Source organism: Xanthomonas sp. NCPPB 2632 (genome assembly GCF_041228075.2).
In the GTDB taxonomy this organism is placed as follows: Bacteria; Pseudomonadota; Gammaproteobacteria; order Xanthomonadales; family Rhodanobacteraceae; genus Luteibacter.
Genome location: NZ_CM192979.1, coordinates 1299991 through 1315438, shown reverse-complemented (window position 1 = coordinate 1315438; position 15448 = coordinate 1299991). Strand labels below are relative to the sequence as shown.

The window sequence follows — 15448 nt, the reverse complement described above, 5'->3', positions numbered from 1 at the left end:
CGCATTCTTATGCCGTTTTCTGGACCCTGCACAACCTGCACAACCTCTTTTCAACTTATTCAGGAAATAGAACTGGAATCTATAAGCACCACGATATAAAGGAATAACTTGGCTTTTACCCGTGCAGGTCGTGCAGCTTTTTTAGCTCTTTTTATTCAACAGGTTATGTTCGTTTTTTATTGGGGGTAGGTCGTGCAGGGCCGGTGCAACAGCCCGTGCAGGAGCCGAAAAGCCTCAAAGCTAGAAGCCTAAAAGCATCGTTCGGTAGGAGGCGGACCGCCTCCGGCCATAACCCGTTGTCAGAAAACTGGGCATTTTTTCCCGTTTTCGGCCCGATGACTTAACAATCCCCCCATCCCAGGCGCGTTGCGCCTCCCCTCTTCCTCCCCTCTATGCTCCAGGCTTCTAAGGCCTTGGCTTTCAGTCTTCTGGCTCCTGGGCCCTTCCGCTCTGCGGCTTTCTGCCCCGCGCTCCCGCTTTTCCCACAGCCACAAAAAAGCCCCGGTCTCCCAGGGCTCGTTCGTGGTGCCGGCAACGTGGGGCAGGCAGTTAAAGGACTTTCGTGCCCTTCGCGGTGCGGCCCGGCTGTTTGGCTGGAGCCTTCTTCGCCGCCGCCGGCAACGCCTTGCCGAGGGCCTTGCGGGTCTTCCCGGCTTCCTTCGCCCTCGCCTCTTCAAGCCACCGCGATACACCGAGGGAGTGCTGCTGCCCGGGAATCAGCATCGCTTCGACAGCGGCAACGCCGCCCCGGTCACGCTCAGACCCGTACCAGGCTGGTGAATGCCCCTGCCCTGACCACTGTGCGCCTGTCTGCGGGTGCTGGTAAATCGGCGCTTTGATTTTCTTTTCTTTCCCGACACGGCCACCAGTGACGGCAGCAGCCGGACGCGCACCGCCACCCATCCTTTCCGGGAAGAGCTCTTCAAGGCTCAACCCGCTCTTCCGCTCGATGTCCCGGATTTGCTCCCGCGCGCTGCTGCGGATGGCTTTGATGGCTTGCTCCCGAGCTTCGTCGAGCTCCCTGAGCGCTTTGATGGATTCTTCGAAAGCCATGCCCTTCCCGTTCGCGGTGTCGAATTGATGTCTGGATGGTAGGGCCGAAAAAAAGGGTTGGCAATCCTTTTTCTGGGAAGCCTCTTTACAGACTTCCGTTTTCGGATAAACCAGATGAGAGAGCGCGCTTGGCTTCTCAGTCCGTGCGACTGTCCTGGCGCAGCGTATCCGTCACAACGCCCATTCCGGGCGTCAAAAGGGGAAGAAAATGCTTAATTTGCTGGGTGTCATTCTCATCATCGCCGCCATTTTTGTCGGCGTGCGGGGCCAGGCTGCGGCTGCGGGACCGGTCGGCTGGCTGGGCGCAACTGTTGGCGGTCTCGCGCTCGCCATTCCAGGGGTCGGCCTCGCCCTGTTTGGCTGAGTCAGTGCCGCGACTGCTCCAAGCGCTCTTCGAGCTCCCGGGCAAGGTCCAGAAATGACGCATTCATGGCTTTGCAAAATTCCCGCACCTGGAGCATGTCCAGGCCGCGACGCCCTTTCTCAACGGCAGAAACGTAGGTCTGCGGCCTACCCATGGCCTCAGCAAGCTGCTCTTGGGTCAACTCCCGTACGACGCGCATTTCCCGCAGGAGTTTCACCAGGGTTTTGTGCTCTGCGCTGTGGATGGACGTGTGTTTCATATGCCGTTTCTGAGGACCCGGCAAGCAAGCTATACCCGTAAAATGGTTAGCTGAAATTCAGCTGTTTTACCTGTAAAACGACTATCCTGGCTTTGGGGATTCCAACGGTCTGTTTTTGTAGTGCTTGCTGTGGCCGCCGGTGCCTGTGCCCCGCCCTTTCCGCTCATGCAACGAGGACGACCGTCATGTTTCTTTCCTATTTTCTGTGGGGCCTCATCCTGCCCCTGGCCCTAGCCGGCCGCCTCCTGCCGCGCCGCATCCAGTCGCCTTTCCTGTCAGATGCCTTTGTGTATGTCGCGGGCGTGGCCTCGGTGGCCTGCTTCTTCGGCGGCTTCTTTGCGATGCTGTACGCCGGCCCGTCTACCTCGGCTTATGCCGGCTACGCCGGACAGGAAGGCCCCTTCATCGTGAAAGGCCTCGCCGTCCTCGTCGTGCTGGCGGTGGTCGTGAGCTACGGCGCCAATGCCTTGGGCAAAGCACTTGCCCGAAAGAGCAGCCCGGCCCCGACGTCGCTGAAGCTTTCCGGCCTGGAAGTTTCGATTGAGCCCGACAAGCGGACGGTTTTGATTGCCGCGCCCTCCTCCCGTCTGCCCGAACACGCCCTTGCCGGCCGCCTGGTGCTGACGATGGAGCGACCGGAGGTCTACAACGGCCGCATTCGGATGGTGATGACAGAGCTCCTGCTCCCGCATTTCTTTCAAGAGACCTGGACCAACACCCCGCACGCCAAGGGCTCTTCGCGGGTTGTGCTCGATGTCGACATGCCGGAAGACGACGCGTGGGCGTTCAAGCGATGGTTTGCTGCCCATGCTGCCGCTCTCGCGCCGGATGAAGCTGCGGCAAAGAAGTCCTGGGATGCCCGCTGTGCGGGATTGCTACACCAGTGCCGTGAGCAGCGCCAGGCGACCCGCGCGCCGGTCAGCGAGGAGGTCAGCTTCGGGTTCGGGCCTTCAATTGACTATGCTGTGACTGAAGCCGACGGACGCCGGTTTGTGGCCTCGGGTGACGCCCCGACACTCCATGCATCACCGCAGGACGGCCATCTGTCTCGCGCCTTCGGCTGACAACCAAGGACACCAAGGATGACGACGATGGGATGGATTCTGATGCTCGCCGGCAGCGGGTTTTTGGCCGCTGCCAGGTGGGCGCCGGTGCCGGTTGCCATGGCACCCCTGCGGACCACAGTGTGCCTCGGCCTTGGCGGGCTTTGTGCCTGCATCGGGGTGCTCTTCTTGCTGCGGCCGTGACGCGAGCCCCTTCCTGAATTACAGTCCTGCGCCCAACCACAGGATGACGGTATGACGACGGACCCGCTTACGCCGCCCAATGCGATGAGCAATGCAGATGTCCATCGCGAGGCCATGATGACTTTTCGGCATTACGACACCTTGTCCGCAACGGCCATCGGCGCCATCCCGCTGGCCTTCGCTGGGGTGTGCACAGTGCTGCACAACGTCGGGGTCGCTCCATGGAGGTGGCTAGTGCCTGTTTCCGGCGCTGCCCTCATCATGGTGCTGTTCGCGATTTACTGCCGCCTCGACCGCCACGCGCACACGGCGCTGAAGGTAGCCGGATGCCTGGAGACAGGGGGCACGGCCGATGGAGACCCTGTCCTGGGTCTGGCCTCGGTGCGTCATGCAATGGACAAGGACAACACCAAGTTCACCAGCCTCAAATCAGGCAACGGCGGGGTCCTTTTCTGGTGCGTATTGTCGATGGCATTAGCCGCCGCTGTCCTTCTGGTGCTGCTCGCAGTGGCATGCTTTCGTAGCGCTGAGCAAGTCATCTGAACCGTTGGGACCGGGAGGCTGCTGGTCGCTCATCGGCTCAGCATCTGCACCTGGTTATGAAACCGTCGCACCACTTCGATGGCGACGGAGTCGACTGTCATGCTCCTCCAATGCTCGTCTTGCGCGAGGGGTCCACTGAGCAATCCGACGGCCGCAATATCGGCAAGTTTCACGGACGCAACAATGCTCCCGTGCGGGCTTTGGGGCTCCGGCCAGAACGAAACCGCCCCTTCCTCGGGGAGCCGCATGCAGCCGCGCGTCAGGGTGTAGGAACGGCCGCTGTTGAGGACGACATCAATGGCCGACGCGACACGCCCGGCAAGATTGGGAATGGACATCACATCGAGCGGACCCGGCCGGGGGTTGCTGGATGGAGACACCACAGCTTGACGGGCGACCTCGTGCATTGCCTGGCGCGTCGATGGATGGAGCTCAATCCGTCCCTCCTGGGCTTCCAGGAACTGGCGCACGCCGTTTGCTGCGATGACCTGCTCGCCGGCCGGCTGCTCGCTTATCCATTCGAGGAGAGCCAGCAACCAAGCATCGTTTGCGGGCATGCCCTGCTGCGAAACAGCAACCGCCGCGCGCCGTCCAATCGCCCCGCCATCGTCGGGAACCAGGCCCGTGGCGCTCATCCAGAGGGATGAAATGCGGCCGAATTTGAGACCGGTAATGAGGTTGCGCAGCATGGGGGCCTTCCTTGTATGGGTGACGGCAGGCGTGTGCCGCCTGGTCTTTTCCGAGGGTAATGGCAGCCTGCAATTGTTGTCACCCCGCTCGCTCTTGATATCCCGCAAGGCTTGAGGGACGCTCCCCTTGGGCGGACGACCCCGCCGACGAATCAGGGAGAGCGATGATGGGCGAGTGGTCTGATTATTTCGAAGACTTCCCGGAAGAGAACCAGGGGAACTACCTCAACGGCAGGTTCGACCCTGCCGGTGCTGCCCGGCAGCGCGAGCTCCAGGCCCGTCAGGGTGCCAAGTTGGCACAGGAGCAGGCGGAGCTCGACCGCACCATCAAGAAGCTGATTGACGACGGCAAGCGCCGGGAGCGGGAGAACAAAGAGGTCGCACGGAAGGCAGCCAAGGCCGCCCGCAATCCGTCGGCGAAGGGTTGAAAACATGCGAAAGCTTCTAGGTTTCCTGACTTTAGCCTGCTGTGCTGTAGGCGTGGCCCCGGCGCAGTCCATCTACAAGTGCAAGGGCAGCGGCGGCGCTGTGGCTTACTCAGACCAGCCCTGTAAAAACCAACCGACGCAGGTCATCCACCAGGCGTCGTCGGAGGAAATGGCCGATTCGGCCCTTCGTCAGAAAGCCGATGCCATGGACGACATGCTTGTTTCGGGCCGGGTAGACGACGCGCGACGGTACGCCCAGCGGAATGGGATGGATGCGTTGTTCAATGAACATGTCAATGTTCTGCAACAGGTGCGGCAGCGACGCGCAACTGAGCAGCAAGCCCAGTTGGTGGCGACGGCGGTAGCACAACAGCAAAATGCGGCAGCTGAGAACGCGCGCCTCCGTAACCAGAATGCTGAGCTCGCCGACCAGGCTGCAACGGCGCAGGATGAAGCGAAGCACGCAAAGCGTCAGACACGCGCAGCGCAGGCTAACGCCAGCGCCGCAAGGCAAGAAGCGAACGCGGCCCAAGTCCGAGCCAACAATGCGCAGATTGAGCAGGCGGTTCCGAAGTTTGACCCTCAAACGGGGCGCTATTGCCAGACAACCGGCGGGGTTCTGGTCTGCAACTGAGTCGTGGCTCGGGCCGGAAGGGCCAATGACGCCGCTGCACGGCCTGCGTTCCTCATGTCGTTAAAACTCGTCATCCGCCAACGGGCGCAGTTCCATGGTGCCTCCCCTGACGGTGTACAGCGTGAGCTCGTAGCTGCTGTATTGAATGCCGCCTTCAACGGCCTGCTGCGTCAGTTCAAACGTTCCAGACCCGGACTTGGCTCCGGTTTCAAGGTTCTGGAAGCGGACGTCGTATGACCCTGCGTGAACCTTCGTGACGACAAACTTGCCGTAAGCCGGAATGAACACCTGGCGGACAGGAAAAGCTTTCGCGCCATCGCCGACCGCCACGACTTTTACATAGACATCCGAAATGTTCTGCGCGTTGTCGATGGTGATTTGAGAATACCCATCCGTCTTCCGCTTGGGCGCACCCTGCAAGTAACCAGCGGCAACCGGCCACGCTCTTCCAAACGGGGTGAGCCCAGGCCGGACGTAGGCAAGCTTGTGAGGCGCCGCACCCGGTGGCCGCCCTGCTTCGGAATACGCCGGACGCGGGAGACTAGTCCCGTCACCCACGCTGGTGAGCGTCTGCGGCACTGCCTCCGGCGGAGGGTCCGACGTGTAGGGCTGATGTTTGTACGACGGCGTCCATGCGCTCGCTGCTGAGCTTCGGGAGGACCTGCCGTCATCGAGCCCGACCACGAGCAGGGCCACGGCAATAGCGACGACCGGGAAGGCTGCAAGCTGCACAAAAAACGGTCGACGAAACGTCCCCCAGACATTCTTGAGTTTCGGGGACGACTGGGCCGCTGGAAAGGAAGCAATGAATGCATCGAGCCTGGCCCTCAGGCGAGCACCCTCACCCTCAATGTCGGGATGAATCTTGAGCGCCATGCCCAAAGCGTCCTGCGCAACGGCGCGGGCGATGTCCGGCTTCCCGGTCGCGGCAAAGTACCAGGCCTGATGCGACAGCAAACGGGCGTTGATGTCTTCCGGCCGCTTCCCGCCTGCGAGGTTGTTGAACACCGCCGACAGGCCGTAGATAGGACCCCAGGGGAATCCCCACCAAGCCAGTGCCCAGGTGAACGCCGTGGCCTTGAAGCACACCTTTTCCGCGCACGGGCTGCAATAGACGCCTTGGACGGGGTCGCGCCGGGTCACCAGGATGATGCTGAAAACCCGGTAAAAAATGACGTATCTGGGCTGTGCGGTGACTTTGCCGCACACACTGCACCGGATGGGTTCCGGTACGGCCGCACGCTGACTCCCCTTGTTTGAGGGCCCGGCCTCGACATTGGCCGTGTCGTAACGTGCCCGGGCTTCCGGGTCACTGAGGATGCGGTACGCCTCATTGACCAGCTGGAAGAGCGCGTGCGCATCCGCACGCTTGCATTTGTCCGGATGGTATTCCTGCGCCTTCCGGCGGAAGGCTGCCTTTATCTCCGTCCCTGTTGCGCCGGTCGGCAAGTCAAGAATGCGGTAGTAGCCCGAAGGGTCGGCCGCGCTCATCCGACGCGACGCCTGGCCAGCAAGATATCCATGAAATTCCCCTGTCTTCCTGACGGGATTGTACGTGCGCCACGGCCAATGCGCACAGCTTGACGATGCGCCTTTACGGCCTCTCAGTTTTCTGTCGGGAAAGCCTCCGGTGGCTCAGAACCTCAACCACACCCCGATGTCTTTTCCGCCGCCTGCGTCCGCAAGGTAGCAATCACACGTCGTCGGTGTGCGGTGCTGCCGCCACCGGCGTGCATCGGCCCTGGGCAGGTATCCAATCGTGTGCCCTGCAACGTCGACGCGCACGGCCTGGTCGTCGTACGGATTCGTGTCCTCGGGGACCAGGCGGGCACGATGGAAGGGCTTTTCGCCACTGGCTTTGATGGCCCGTAAAGCCGGCTGGTAATTCGACTCCCCCACGACTTCCTGGGCGTATTCGCCGTGACCTTTTGCGCGGGCTTTAGGCTTTGCCTTTGGCGCCGGTTTCGTCGCCTTCCCAATCGCGTTTTTGACCCTGGCCGTCGGGCTCTTCGCCCGTTTTTTGCCGCCGGCCGCGCCCTTCAACAGCCCCTTGAAGAACGCTTCAAATATGCCTGCCATGCCCCTCCTCCCCGGCGGATGGGCCGCCTGTGGCAACTCTAGCCGAACGCCTCAAATCGTGTTGCCAGGACCCCTGCCGCCGCTCGGTTTCGTTGCCGGCGCAAAGCCGGAACCAAATCGCGTGGCCTGCGCCCGGGCAGCTTCGTCCACGAGCGCCTGGAGCATGTCCCGGGCCGCTTTGTCGAGCAGCTGGGCTTCCTGCTCCCAACCCAAGGCCTCGGCGACGCGGGACCAAAACCCTGCCGAACGGATAGCGGCAATGAGGGGACCAAGCTGCGCCTGCTGCTTCTTCCCGCCCGCAACGCCAGTAATGACATGGTGCGGGATGACCGGAGGCCTCGCCGACGGCGAGGGCTCAAGGATTTCGGCGAGCTCTTCGAGGGGCAATTTCCAGCGCCCAATATGCTTCTGGGCTCCGGGATAGGTGCCGTCTTTCATGCGCGCCCGGATGACATTTTTACAGCCCTTCGTGGCCTTCCCCAACTCCTTCGCAACCTCGTCGACGCCGAGCCACCACTGGTCTGGATATTTCTGCTGCAACCTCGTTTTAGTGCGCGGCGACATCGGCAGTCCTTCGCGCCCGGGGCGGTTTGGCTGGGACAAAGTTGGGACAAAAGGGACGTGTATCGGGGTGTTTCCGGGTGTTTTCGAGAGTGCCGAGCGAGTAAGAAAAACCCCTGTTTTTCCCGCGTTTGTCGCCGTAAACCCCGTTTTTCCAACCCATCCAAAAAATACATTGAGGCTTTAGGAGGGGGACGCTCTATCCAGCTGAGCTACGGGGCCAACGCCCGGCAGAATAACCGAGGGTGGCCCCGGAACGAAAGCTGCAAACGCCGACGCGCCGACGCGCACAGCAGACACGCAACCCAGGGCTGCAAGAACGACGAGGCGCGCTCGATCGAAATGGCCGCGCCGGCTAACCTTCCCCCAAACACAAGTACGACGGCCTTTCGCGAATGCTTCGGGAAACATCGGGCAGCCTGGTGCACACATGGGGCGATGGGCGACCATGATGTCGGCCCTCAGTACATGGCTCTCGAAGACACTGCGTACGCTTGAGTAGCAGGCATCGGCCTTTTGACGTCACTGCCGAAGGGCCGCCATACACCGTCCGCGCCCTCCACATCGATTCGCGTCTCTCCGCCGTCGTGGGAAGCCATGCTCACCGCTGAACGGAGTGCCTCGTAGCGCGATTCACAGCGCTCGACCACCCGACCCCCGACGCGAATCTCCCATGCCGATCCGGCGTCGGGATGGAACGGAACCTCATAGATACGCGCCATGGCGCCCTCCGCCCCAGTGGGATCGTGACATGTAGCTTGCCTTCTACCGTGTCTGTGCGAGGTGCTTGTCGGCCGTGCCTATCGTAACGGGGCCGCGACGTCCGTCCCGCGCCGCACAACGAGGTGTGAAGGGTACGTTTGCTAGAATCGCGGTTTTTAGGTCCAGGGAGTCACCATGTCCTCGAAGATCCTCGCCGCGCTCGGCCTCGACGCCACCGAATCGGGCACCTACCTCGGCCGCGGGGAATGGGCGTCCGCCACCGACGCCGGCACGCTGACGCCGGTCAACCCGGCCACCGGCGAGGCAATCGCCATCGTGCACGCCACCGGCGCGGCCGATTACGAGACTATCGTGCAGCGGGCCCAGGAAGCCTTCACGGTATGGCGCACCACCCCGGCGCCCCGCCGTGGCGAGGCGGTCCGCCTGTGCGGCGAGGCGCTGCGTCGGCACAAGGACGCCCTCGGCTCGCTGGTCGCCCTGGAAATGGGCAAGATCAAGCCCGAGGGCGATGGCGAAGTGCAGGAGATGATCGACATCGCCGATTTCGCCGTCGGCCAGAGCCGCATGCTGTACGGCTACACCATGCACTCGGAGCGCCCGGGGCACCGCATGTACGAGCAATGGCATCCGATCGGTCTGGTCGGCATCGTCAGCGCATTCAACTTCCCGGTGGCCGTGTGGGCGTGGAATGCCTTCCTTGCCGCCATCTGCGGCGACATCTGCATCTGGAAGCCCTCGCCGAAAACGCCACTCTCCGCCATCGCCACGATGAAGATCTGCAACGAGGCGCTGCGCGAGGCGGGCTTCCCGGACATCTTCTTCCTGTTCAACGATGCCGGCACCGACCTGGCCCAGGCCTTCGTCGACGACAAGCGCATCCCGCTGATCAGCTTCACCGGCTCGACCAAGGTAGGTCGCTCCGTCGGTGAGCGCGTTGCCAGGCGCATGGGCCGCAGCCTGCTGGAGCTGGGCGGCAACAACGCCATCATCCTCGACAAGACCGCCGACCTGAAGCTGGCCATCCCGGCAATCGTGTTCGGTGCCGTGGGCACGGCGGGCCAGCGCTGCACCAGCACGCGCCGCGTCCTCGTGCACCGTGCCATCCACGACCAGGTGGTGGACACGCTGGTCAAGGCCTACGGCCAGGTGGAGCAGAAGATCGGCGATCCCACACTGGCCACCACGCTGATGGGCCCGCTGAACAGCCCGGAAGCCGTGCAGGCGTTCGTCGATGCGGTGGCCCGTGCCCAGGCGGCCGGCGGCACCGTGCGCACCGGCGGCAAGGCCCTCACCGACCGCAAGGGCAACTTCGTCCTGCCGACCATCATCACCGGCCTGAGCAACACCGACGAGGTGGTCCAGACCGAGACCTTCGCACCGATCCTCTACGTGATGCCGTTCGACACGCTGGACGATGCCATCGCGCAGCAGAACGCCGTACCGCAGGGCCTGTCGTCAGCCCTCTTCACGCAAGACCTGAAGGCCGCCGAGCATTATCTGTCGGCCGCCGGCTCGGACTGCGGCATCGCCAACGTGAATATCGGCACCTCGGGCGCGGAAATCGGCGGCGCCTTCGGTGGCGAGAAGGAAACGGGCGGTGGCCGCGAGTCCGGTTCGGATGCCTGGAAGGTCTACATGCGCCGCCAGACCAACACCATCAACTACTCCGACTCGCTGCCGCTGGCGCAGGGCATCAAGTTCGAGTTCTGACCCGCGGATGACGCCATGACCGACCTTCGCTCCACGGAACGTTTTTCCGATCGCGTGGCGGACTATGTCCGCTACCGGCCGGATTACCCGCAAGCGCTGGTCGGCTGGCTCCATGGGCTGGGCGTGAATGCCGACTGGACGGTGGCCGATATCGGCGCCGGCACCGGTATCTCGTCAAGGCTGTTCCTCGATGCCGGCCACCGCGTGACCGGCGTCGAGCCGAACGCGCCGATGCGCGACGCGGCACGGCAGTGGCTGGCGGGCGCGGAGGGCTTCTGGGCCCACGACGGCACCGCGGAGGCCACCGGCTTGCAGGACGCCTCGGTGGACCTGGTGATCGCCGGCCAGGCGTTCCACTGGTTCGATCCCGCGGCGGTGCGCCGTGAGTTCGCGCGACTGCTCACGCCGCGTGGCCTCGTCGCCATTTTCTGGAACACGCGCCGGCTGGTCGGCACGCCCTTCCTCGAAGGCTACGAGCGCCTGTTGCACCAGTACGGCATCGACTATGTCAGCGTGGCCGAGCGTTACGCCGACGACGACACCATGGCCCGCTGGTTCGGGCACGGTTATCGCGGCATGGCATCGTTCCCGCATACGCAGCGACTCGACTACGCGCAACTGCTGGGCCGTACGCTGTCGTCCTCCTACATGCCGATGGCCGGCCATCCAAACCACGAGCCGTTGCTGGTCGCGCTGCGCACACTGTTCGATGCCACGCAGTCCGGCGGTACCATCGCTTTCGATTACGACACCCGCATCTTTGCGGGTCATCCGGACACCTGATGTACGACCTGATCCGCCCCCTGCTGTTCTCCCTGGACGCGGAAACCGCGCACGACCTCACCCTGTACGCCTGCGATGTGGCGCAACGCAGCGGCCTGTCGCGCTGGATCGCCACGCCGCCGACCGATCTGCCGGTGAGGGCGTTCGGCATCGACTTCCCCAACCCCGTGGGCCTGGCCGCCGGGCTGGACAAGAACGGCGCCCACCTCGACGGGATGGCCGCGCTGGGTTTCGGTTTCCTCGAGATCGGCACGGTCACGCCGCGCCCGCAGCCGGGCAACGACAAGCCGCGCATGTTCCGCCTGCCGGGCCACGAGGCCGTGATCAACCGGCTGGGTTTCAACAACGGGGGCATCGACGCCTTGGTACGCAACGTGGAGAAAGCCGCGTTCCGCGGGGTGCTAGGCATCAACATCGGCAAGAACAAGGACACGCCCAACGAACGGGCTGTCGACGATTACCTGCTCTGCCTGGAGCGGGCGTATCCCCTGGCCAGCTACGTCACGGTGAACATCTCCTCGCCGAACACCCAGGGCCTGCGTGACCTGCAGGAAGAAGACACCCTGCGCCGTTTCATCGGCACGCTGCGCGAGGCACAGGAACGCCTGGCGTCCCGGCATGGTGCGCGCAAGCCGATGCTGCTGAAGATCGCACCTGACCTGTCGGAGACCGAACTGGACGCCATCGCCGATGTGCTGCTGGCCTCGGGCATCGACGGCGTGATCTGTACCAACACTACGGTGGATCGCGACACCGTGGCGGGTGCGCCGCATGCGCAGGAAGCCGGTGGCCTTTCCGGCCGGCCGTTGTTCGACAAAGCCACCGGGGTATTGCGCGCCATGAAGGCACGGGTCGGCGACCGCCTGCCGATCATCGGCGTCGGCGGTATCGTGGACGGCGACAGTGCGGCGGAAAAACTCGCCGCGGGCGCCGCGCTGGTCCAGGTGTATTCCGGGCTGGTGTTCCGTGGGCCGAAGCTGGTCGCCGAGGCCGTGACCGAAATCCGTCGCCGGGGCCTGCCCGCATGAACAACGAACCGGTCGACATGGGCGGCTTCCTGCTCACCAGCGATGCCGCCATGGGCCGCCGCAACACGCTGCGCGTGGATGCGCGCGCGCGGTTGCTGGCCGAGGTGCACGACGTTACGCGGCTGCCTGAGGTGCTGGCCTTTCCCGCCATCGCGGGTGGAAAGGTGCTGGTGCTGGGTGAAGGCAGCAACCTGCTGATCCGCGGCGACATCGACGCCACGGTGCTGGCGATCGCCAACCGCGGCGTCGAGACCTTCCAGCGCGACGACCATGTGCTGGTCCGCGTGGCCGCCGGCGAGCGCTGGGACGATTTCGTCCGCTGGTCGCTCGGCCAGGGTTTGGCGGGGCTGGAAAACCTGATCCTCATCCCCGGCACCGTGGGCGCCTCTCCCATCCAGAACATCGGCGCCTATGGCGTGGAAGTGGCGGAGTTCATCGATACTGTAGAAGCCTGGGACACGCAACAGGGCGAGTTCGTGGTGCTGGACAAGGCCGCCTGCGCGTTCTCCTATCGCCACTCGACCTTCAAGCAGCAGGCCGGGCGCTGGATCGTCGTGGCGGTGACCTTCCGCCTGCCGCGCGAGCGGCCGCTATCGCTGGACTACGCTGGTATCGCCGAGGAAATGGACACGATGGGCGTGCAGCGCCCCACGCCGTACCACGTGGCCGAGGCCGTGGTCCGCCTGCGCTCGCGCAAGCTGCCGGACCCCGCGGTGATCGGCAACGCCGGCAGTTTCTTCAAGAACCCCATCGTCGGTGCCGTGCAGGCTGACGCCATGGCCCTCGCCCATCCCGGGCTGCCCGCCTGGCCGCACGCCGGCGGCACGGCCAAGCTGTCCGCCGGGTGGCTGATCGAAGCCGCCGGGTTCAAGGGGGCGCGTGAGGGCGACGCCGGCATGTCGAACCGACACGCCCTGGTGCTGGTCAACCATGGCAAGGCCACCGGTCCGCAGCTGTGGGCATTCGCGCAGAAAGTGATCGCCGGCGTGGAGGCGATGTTCGGCGTCACCCTCGAGCCCGAGCCGCAGGTGGTCTGATACCGCCGCCAGCCTGTACGAAGGCCCGATGGCGGTGTCACCGGGATGTAAGGGCGCAGTCATAAGCTTCGCCGGGCGGCGTACCATGGGGTCGTCGTAATTCGCGACGAGGACGACGCCCTGGACACGATGACGCCACCCACCGAGACGCCGGCCGCGCCGAAGCCTACCGCCGCCAGGCCCACGCCCGTTCCCGAGATCCCGGAGATCGACCTCGGCGACAGCAGTCTCTACATCCATCGCGAGCTGTCCCAGCTGCAGTTCAACATCCGCGTGCTCGACCAGGCGCTGGACGAATCCAAGCCGCTGATCGAGCGGCTCAAGTTCCTGCTGATCTTTTCGTCCAACATGGACGAGTTCTTCGAGATCCGCGTGGCCGGACTCAAGCAGCAGATTGCCTTCGACCACGAAGTGATCGGGGCGGACGGTATCCCGCCCCGGCGCGTGCTGGCCGAGATCGCCGAGGTGGCGCACCGGCAGATCGATCGCCAGTACCGGATACTCAACGACCACATCCTCCCGGCGCTTGCGCTGGAGGGCATCCGCATCGTCCGACGCAACCAGTGGTCGCACAAGCAGAAGCTGTGGGTGCGCCGGTATTTCCGTCATGAAGTGGCGCCGCTGGTCACACCCATCGGGCTCGATCCGACGCATCCGTTCCCGCGGCTGGTCAACAAGAGCCTCAACTTCATCGTCCAGCTGGAGGGCACCGACGCCTTCGGCCGCGACTCGGGCCTGGCCATCGTGCCTGCGCCGCGCATCCTGCCCCGACTCATCCGCATGCCGGCGGATATCTGCGAGGACGGCGACAACTACGTGCTGCTGTCGTCGATCATCCACGCGCATGCGGACGACCTGTTCCCGGGCATGCGCGTGCTGGGGTCCTACCAGTTCCGGCTCACCCGCAACGCCGACCTCACCATCGATCCCGAAGACGTCGAAGACCTGGCGCGCACCCTGCGCGGCGAGCTCTTCTCGCGCCGCTACGGTGACGCGGTTCGCCTGGAGGTGGCGGACAACTGTCCCAAGCCGCTGGTGGACTACCTACTGAAGCAGTTCGCGCTGGAAGCGGATTCGCTCTATGAGGTGAACGGTCCGGTCAACCTGGCCCGCCTGTTCGAGATGACCCTGCAACCGCAGTATGCACCGCTGCAATTTCCCACCTTCGTGCCCGCCCTGCCCAAGGTGCTGGCCGATGCCGAGGACATGTTCTCGGTGATCGGCAAGCAGGACGTGCTGCTCTACCACCCGTTCGAGTCGTTTTCGCCGGTGGTGGATTTCCTGCGCCAGGCCGCCAAGGACCCGCAGGTCCTCACCATCAAGCAGACGCTGTACCGCAGCGGCGCCAACTCCGAGATCGTCGATGCACTGGTGGAAGCCGCGCGCTCGGGCAAGGAAGTCACCGCCGTGGTCGAGCTGCGCGCGCGCTTCGACGAGGAATCCAACCTCAGCCTGGCCTCTCGCCTGCAACAGGCCGGCGCCGTGGTCACCTATGGCGTGGTCGGCGTGAAAACCCACGCCAAGCTGATGCTGGTGCAGCGTCGTGAGAACGGCAAGCTGGTCAGCTATGCCCACCTGGGCACCGGCAACTACCACTCCGGCAACGCGCGCCTGTATACCGACTACAGCCTGCTCACCTCGGACGTGGCGCTGTGCGACGACGTCCACCGCCTGTTCCGCCTGCTCACGGGCATGGGCAAGGCGTTGAAGATGAAGCGCATGCTCTATGCGCCGTTCACGCTGAAGAAGGGCCTGCTCGACCTCATCGCGCGCGAGGCCGTGCACGCCGCCACGGGCAAGAAGGCGGAGCTGGTTTTCAAGCTCAACGCCGTCACCGACCCCAAGCTGATCCGCGCCCTGTACCGGGCCAGCCAGGCCGGCGTGAAGGTAGAGTTGATCGTGCGCGGCATGTGCTGCCTGCGGCCGGGCATTCCGGGTGTCTCGCAGAACATCCGCGTGCGCTCGGTGGTGGGCCGGTTCCTCGAGCATAGCCGGGTCTACTGGTTCCACAACGACGGCGAGCCCGACCTGTTCCTGGCCAGCGCCGACCTGATGGAGCGCAACCTCGACCGCCGCGTGGAAACCTGCTTCCCCATCGAGGGCAAGAAACTGCGCCAGCGCGTGCGGCGGGAACTCGAGCTCTATCTCACCGACAACCACTCCGCCTGGATACAGCAGGCCGACGGCGGCTACGCCCTGCTTCAGCCCGCCACTGGGCAGCCGGTAAGGGACGCGCAGACGCAGTTGCTGGAGCGCTTCGGCGGGCTGGCCGCACCGACCAGGAAACCGGCGTTCACCTGACCCGAACGG

General features: G+C 64.1%; 16 protein-coding genes. 10 read left to right on the top strand and 6 right to left on the bottom strand.

Translation table 11 applies throughout. The annotated features are described in order from the left end of the window. Window positions 1–549: 549 nt before the first annotated feature. Complete coding sequence (locus tag AB8808_RS05850; RefSeq protein ID WP_369927528.1) at window positions 550–1053, bottom strand: H-NS histone family protein; 504 nt, start codon at window positions 1051–1053, stop codon at window positions 550–552. A 208-nt stretch (window positions 1054–1261) separates the two neighbouring features. Between AB8808_RS05850 and AB8808_RS05845 the strand changes: the two genes are divergently transcribed. Further along, window positions 1262–1417, top strand: coding sequence for a hypothetical protein (locus AB8808_RS05845; protein ID WP_369927526.1), 156 nt, complete (start codon window positions 1262–1264; stop codon window positions 1415–1417). 1 nt (window position 1418) lies between these two features. Here AB8808_RS05845 and AB8808_RS05840 read toward each other — a convergent pair whose 3' ends face one another. Further along, entirely contained in the window at window positions 1419–1676 is a 258-nt protein-coding gene (locus AB8808_RS05840; RefSeq protein WP_369927524.1) for a helix-turn-helix domain-containing protein, read from the bottom strand. A 185-nt stretch (window positions 1677–1861) separates the two neighbouring features. Between AB8808_RS05840 and AB8808_RS05835 the strand changes: the two genes are divergently transcribed. Continuing rightward, entirely contained in the window at window positions 1862–2740 is an 879-nt protein-coding gene (locus tag AB8808_RS05835; RefSeq protein WP_369927522.1) for a hypothetical protein, read from the top strand. 234 nt (window positions 2741–2974) lie between these two features. Beyond that, entirely contained in the window at window positions 2975–3466 is a 492-nt protein-coding gene (locus AB8808_RS05830; protein ID WP_369927520.1) for a hypothetical protein, read from the top strand. A gap of 29 nt (window positions 3467–3495) precedes the next feature. Here AB8808_RS05830 and AB8808_RS05825 read toward each other — a convergent pair whose 3' ends face one another. After that, window positions 3496–4155: a hypothetical protein gene (locus AB8808_RS05825; protein WP_369927518.1), complete on the bottom strand. Its 660-nt coding sequence runs from the start codon at window positions 4153–4155 to the stop codon at window positions 3496–3498. 167 nt (window positions 4156–4322) lie between these two features. Here AB8808_RS05825 and AB8808_RS05820 point away from each other — a divergent pair, with 167 nt between their 5' ends. Together AB8808_RS05820 and AB8808_RS05815 are read left to right on the top strand one after the other, a co-directional pair. Next, entirely contained in the window at window positions 4323–4583 is a 261-nt protein-coding gene (locus tag AB8808_RS05820) for a hypothetical protein (RefSeq protein WP_506193243.1), read from the top strand. Between the two features lie 4 nt (window positions 4584–4587). Then, window positions 4588–5217, top strand: coding sequence for a DUF4124 domain-containing protein (locus AB8808_RS05815; protein WP_369927514.1), 630 nt, complete (start codon window positions 4588–4590; stop codon window positions 5215–5217). Between the two features lie 60 nt (window positions 5218–5277). Here AB8808_RS05815 and AB8808_RS05810 read toward each other — a convergent pair whose 3' ends face one another. The 3 genes from AB8808_RS05810 to AB8808_RS05800 all read right to left on the bottom strand — a co-directional run bounded on the left by AB8808_RS05810 (window position 5278) and on the right by AB8808_RS05800 (window position 7860). After that, complete coding sequence (locus AB8808_RS05810) at window positions 5278–6708, bottom strand: J domain-containing protein (protein ID WP_369927512.1); 1431 nt, start codon at window positions 6706–6708, stop codon at window positions 5278–5280. Window positions 6709–6852: 144 nt separating this feature from the next. Further along, window positions 6853–7296, bottom strand: coding sequence for an HIRAN domain-containing protein (locus AB8808_RS05805; RefSeq protein ID WP_369927510.1), 444 nt, complete (start codon window positions 7294–7296; stop codon window positions 6853–6855). A 51-nt stretch (window positions 7297–7347) separates the two neighbouring features. Then, on the bottom strand, window positions 7348–7860 hold the full coding sequence (locus tag AB8808_RS05800; RefSeq protein WP_369927508.1) for a hypothetical protein: 513 nt from the start codon (window positions 7858–7860) through the stop codon (window positions 7348–7350). A gap of 894 nt (window positions 7861–8754) precedes the next feature. On the opposite strand from AB8808_RS05800, the gene amaB reads away from it, so the two are divergent. The 5 genes from amaB (at window position 8755) to ppk1 (ending at window position 15439) form a co-directional block, all read left to right on the top strand. Continuing rightward, window positions 8755–10290, top strand: a complete 1536-nt coding sequence (amaB, locus tag AB8808_RS05795) for an L-piperidine-6-carboxylate dehydrogenase (protein WP_369927506.1) — start codon at window positions 8755–8757, stop codon at window positions 10288–10290. 15 nt (window positions 10291–10305) lie between these two features. Continuing rightward, entirely contained in the window at window positions 10306–11073 is a 768-nt protein-coding gene (locus AB8808_RS05790; RefSeq protein WP_369927504.1) for a class I SAM-dependent methyltransferase, read from the top strand. After that, window positions 11073–12101, top strand: coding sequence for a quinone-dependent dihydroorotate dehydrogenase (locus tag AB8808_RS05785; protein ID WP_369927502.1), 1029 nt, complete (start codon window positions 11073–11075; stop codon window positions 12099–12101). Before AB8808_RS05790 ends, AB8808_RS05785 begins: the two co-directional genes overlap by 1 nt. Further along, window positions 12098–13138, top strand: coding sequence for a UDP-N-acetylmuramate dehydrogenase (gene murB / locus AB8808_RS05780; protein ID WP_369927500.1), 1041 nt, complete (start codon window positions 12098–12100; stop codon window positions 13136–13138). Before AB8808_RS05785 ends, murB begins: the two co-directional genes overlap by 4 nt. A gap of 129 nt (window positions 13139–13267) precedes the next feature. Then, complete coding sequence (gene ppk1 / locus AB8808_RS05775; RefSeq protein WP_369927498.1) at window positions 13268–15439, top strand: polyphosphate kinase 1; 2172 nt, start codon at window positions 13268–13270, stop codon at window positions 15437–15439. Window positions 15440–15448: the final 9 nt, after the last annotated feature.

Bases quoted from the DNA above. Each gene is read 5' to 3' on its own strand.
- AB8808_RS05815 (WP_369927514.1), top strand. From the start codon at position 4,588: ATGCGAAAGCTTCTAGGTTTCCTGACTTTAGCCTGCTGTGCTGTAGGC.
- murB (WP_369927500.1), top strand. From the start codon at position 12,098: ATGAACAACGAACCGGTCGACATGGGCGGCTTCCTGCTCACCAGCGAT.
- AB8808_RS05810 (WP_369927512.1), bottom strand. From the start codon at position 6,708: ATGAGCGCGGCCGACCCTTCGGGCTACTACCGCATTCTTGACTTGCCG.
- AB8808_RS05830 (WP_369927520.1), top strand. From the start codon at position 2,975: ATGACGACGGACCCGCTTACGCCGCCCAATGCGATGAGCAATGCAGAT.
- AB8808_RS05850 (WP_369927528.1), bottom strand. From the start codon at position 1,053: ATGGCTTTCGAAGAATCCATCAAAGCGCTCAGGGAGCTCGACGAAGCT.
- amaB (WP_369927506.1), top strand. From the start codon at position 8,755: ATGTCCTCGAAGATCCTCGCCGCGCTCGGCCTCGACGCCACCGAATCG.
- ppk1 (WP_369927498.1), top strand. From the start codon at position 13,268: ATGACGCCACCCACCGAGACGCCGGCCGCGCCGAAGCCTACCGCCGCC.
- AB8808_RS05825 (WP_369927518.1), bottom strand. From the start codon at position 4,155: ATGCTGCGCAACCTCATTACCGGTCTCAAATTCGGCCGCATTTCATCC.
- AB8808_RS05840 (WP_369927524.1), bottom strand. From the start codon at position 1,676: ATGAAACACACGTCCATCCACAGCGCAGAGCACAAAACCCTGGTGAAA.
- AB8808_RS05845 (WP_369927526.1), top strand. From the start codon at position 1,262: ATGCTTAATTTGCTGGGTGTCATTCTCATCATCGCCGCCATTTTTGTC.
- AB8808_RS05805 (WP_369927510.1), bottom strand. From the start codon at position 7,296: ATGGCAGGCATATTTGAAGCGTTCTTCAAGGGGCTGTTGAAGGGCGCG.
- AB8808_RS05820 (WP_506193243.1), top strand. From the start codon at position 4,323: ATGGGCGAGTGGTCTGATTATTTCGAAGACTTCCCGGAAGAGAACCAG.
- AB8808_RS05790 (WP_369927504.1), top strand. From the start codon at position 10,306: ATGACCGACCTTCGCTCCACGGAACGTTTTTCCGATCGCGTGGCGGAC.
- AB8808_RS05785 (WP_369927502.1), top strand. From the start codon at position 11,073: ATGTACGACCTGATCCGCCCCCTGCTGTTCTCCCTGGACGCGGAAACC.
- AB8808_RS05800 (WP_369927508.1), bottom strand. From the start codon at position 7,860: ATGTCGCCGCGCACTAAAACGAGGTTGCAGCAGAAATATCCAGACCAG.
- AB8808_RS05835 (WP_369927522.1), top strand. From the start codon at position 1,862: ATGTTTCTTTCCTATTTTCTGTGGGGCCTCATCCTGCCCCTGGCCCTA.